This window comes from Streptomyces sp. NRRL S-87 (genome assembly GCF_000719335.1).
GTDB lineage: Bacteria > Actinomycetota > Actinomycetes > Streptomycetales > Streptomycetaceae > Streptomyces.
This window is the reverse complement of the sequence record NZ_JOGB01000153.1, coordinates 1-3,466: the sequence shown is the minus strand read 5'-3', so window position 1 is coordinate 3,466 and position 3,466 is coordinate 1. Positions and strand designations below refer to the sequence as shown.

The window sequence follows — 3,466 nt, the reverse complement described above, 5'->3', positions numbered from 1 at the left end:
GCGCTCGTCCGCGGCTCCGCGATCAACCAGGACGGTGCCAGCAACGGCCCCGATCGAGGCGCAGGCGCTGCTGGCGACGTACGGCCAGGACAGGCCGGAGGGTCGTCCGCTGCTGCTGGGCTCGATCAAGTCGAACATCGGGCACACGCAGGCCGCCGCCGGCGTCGCCGGCGTCATCAAGATGGTCCTGGCCATGCAGTACGGGGTGCTCCCGCAGACCCTCCACGTGGACGAGCCGACCCCGCACGTCGACTGGACCGCGGGCGACGTCGAACTCCTCACCGCACAGCGGGCCTGGCCGGAGACCGGCCGCCCGCGCCGGGCGGGCGTCTCCTCGTTCGGCTTCAGCGGCACCAACGCACACACCATCATCGAGCAGGCCCCGGCGGACGAGGACGCGACGCCGTCCGAGACGCGGCAGGGGCTCGGCACCCTGCCGTGGGTACTGTCGGCCGCCTCCCACACCGCGCTGCGGGCCCCGCGTTCGCGGACGCGCTGGACGCCGTGTGTGCCCGTATGGACGGCCACCTCGAACTCCCTCTGAGGGAGGTCCTGTTCGGGTCGGATGCTGCTGTGCTGGACCGGACGGAGTACACCCAGCCGGCGCTCTTCGCCGTCGAGGTGGCGCTGTTCCGCCTGCTCGAGTCGTGGGGTGTGCGGCCGGACTTCGTGTCCGGCCACTCGATCGGTGAGATCGCCGCCGCGCACGTCGCCGGAGTGCTGTCCCTGGACGACGCGTGCGTGCTGGTGGCGGCGCGGGGCCGGCTGATGCAGGCGCTTCCCGCGGGCGGCGCGATGATCGCGGTGGAGGCGTCGGAGGACGAGCTCCTCCCGCTGCTCTCCGAGGGCGTGGGCATCGCCGCGGTCAACGGCCCGCGGTCCGTCGTGGTCGCCGGTGGCGAGGAGGCGGCGGTCGCCGTCGCCGAGGTCTTCGCCGCCCAGGGTCGGAAGACCAAGCGGCTCACGGTCAGCCACGCCTTCCACTCGCCCCTCATGGACGGCATGCTGGCCGACTTCCGCCGAGTGGTGGAAGGACTGTCGTTCGACGCACCGCGGATCCCGGTCGTTTCGAACCTGACCGGTGCCCTCGTCACCGACGAGATGGGCACGGCCGACTTCTGGGTCCGGCACGTGCGCGAGGCCGTCCGCTTCCTGGACGGCGTCCGCGCGCTGGAGGCCGCGGGCGTGACCACGTACGTCGAGATCGGGCCGGACGGTGTGCTGTCCGCCCTCGCCCAGGGCTGCACGTCCGGTGACGCCGAGGGCATGGTGTTCGTCCCTGCGCTCCGTTCCGGCCGCCCCGAGGTCGAGACCCTGGTCTGCGCCCTTGCCCGGGCACACGTCCATGGTGTGGCGGTCGGCTGGGAGGCGTTCTTCGCGGGGTCGGGTGCGCGGCGGGTGGACCTGCCGACGTACGCGTTCCAGCGCCGGCGGTTCTGGCCGAGCGCGTCGGTCCTCGCGGCCACGGATCCCGAGTCGATCGGCCTCGGAGACGCCGGGCACCCGCTGCTGGGTGCGGCGGTGCCGCTGGCCGACTCCGAGGGCGTGCTGCTCGCGGGCCGGCTGTCGCTCGCCGCGCAGCCCTGGCTCGGCGACCACGTCGTCCACGGTTCCGTCCTGGTGCCGGGAACGGCCTTCGTCGACCTGGCGATCCGGGCCGGCGACCAGGTCGGTTGCGAGATGCTGGAGGAGCTGACGCTGGAGGCGCCGCTCGTGCTGCCCGAACGGGGCGGTGTACAGCTCCAGCTGGTCGTGGAGGCGCCCTCCGCGACGGGCGGTCGGCCCTTCGCGGTGTACGCGCGCCGCCAGGACGGGCTCGGGGAGGAGCCGTGGACCCGCCACCCCTCCTGCCCTTCGCCTGGTCGGGCGTCTCGCTCTACGCGGTGGGTGCGTCCGCTCTGCGGATGCGGCTGGTTCCGGTGTCGTCGGGGGACCCGCACACCCTTGCGCTGCTGGTCGCCGACGAGACGGGTCGGCCGGTGGCGGCGGTGGAGTCGCTGACGCTGCGTCCGGCCTCCGCCGACCAGGTCCACGCGGCTGGCGCCGGCCACCTGGAGTCGCTGTTCCGCGTGGAGTGGACGGACGTGCCCGCCACGGCAGCACCGGCGACCGCCGGGCTCCGGTGGGCCGTGCTCGGCCACGACGCCGTCGACCTCGCCGGCACCGGCGCCCAGGTCAGGGAGTACACCGACCTGGCCGGGCTCGGTGCGGCCCTCGACGCCGGCGAGCCGGCTCCGGACGCCGTGTTCGTCCTCCCGCCCGCCGGCACCCGCGCCGACGATGCGGTGGACGCCGTCCACGGCGCGGTGAACGCGGCGCTGGCGGCGGTGCAGGAATGGCTGGCGGACGAGCGGTTCGCGGGCACGCGCCTGGTGTGGGTGACGTCCGGTGCGGTGGCCGTCGGGCGTGGCGCGGGGGTGGCGGACCTGGCGGGCAGCGCGGTGCGCGGCCTGCTGCGCTCGGCGCAGTCGGAGAACCCCGGCCAGCTCGTCATGATCGACCTGGACCGCGATCGGGCCTCGGTTCGCCCGGCATCTGGTGTCGGCGTACGGGGTGCGGCGTCTGCTGCTGACGAGTCGGCGCGGTCCGGACGCCGCCGGTGCTGCTGAACTGGTGGCGGAACTCGAAGCGTCGGGGGCCGAGGTCGACCTCGTCGCGTGTGACGTGGCCGATCGCGAGGCACTGGCGGGCGTGTTGGCGTCCGTACCTGCGGAGCACCCGCTGACCGCCGTCGTGCACACCGCCGGTGTACTGGACGACGGTCTCCTGGTTTCGCTGACCCCGGAGCGGGTGGCGGGCGTGCTGCGTCCGAAGGTGGACGCGGCGTGGAACCTGCACGAGCTGACCCGGGACCTGGACCTCTCCGCCTTCGTGCTCTTCTCGGGTGCGGCGGCCGCGTTCGGTGCGGCGGGTCAGGCGAACTACGCGGCCGCGAACTCCTTCTTGGAGGCGCTGGCCGAGCGGCGGCGGGCGGAGGGTCTGCCGGCGGTCTCGCTCGCCTGGGGCCTGTGGGCCCCGCAGGACGGCGACGCGGCCGGCGGTGGCGGCATGGCCGCGAGCCTCGACGACGCCAACCTGCGCCGCCTCGCCCGGGAGGGCGTGGCCGCTCTCGCCGCCGACGAGGGCCTGGCCCTCTTCGACACCGCGATGGGCGTGGACGCCCCCGTGCTCGTGCCGATGCACCTCGACGTCGCCTCCCTGCGGGCCCAGGCTGTATCCGCCGTGGCGGAGCGTGAGGGCGTGCTGTTGGAGGTGGTGTGCGGCAGGGTCGCGGCCGTGCTCGGCCACGGCGGTGGCGATGCGGTGGCTGCCGAGCGCGCTTTCCGTGACCTGGGCTTCGACTCGTTGACGGCCGTCGAGTTGCGGAACGTGCTGAAGGCGGAGACGGGTCTGCGCCTGCCCCCGACGTTGATCTTCGACTACCCGACTCCGGTCGCCCTGGCCCGCCACCTCCTCGCCGAGCTCG

Annotated in this window: 1 pseudogene; it reads left to right on the top strand. The window is 74.2% G+C overall.

Annotated features, from left to right (window positions below):
• Nucleotides 1-3,466, top strand: a pseudogene (locus tag IF43_RS43340) (KR domain-containing protein); the annotation flags it as partial.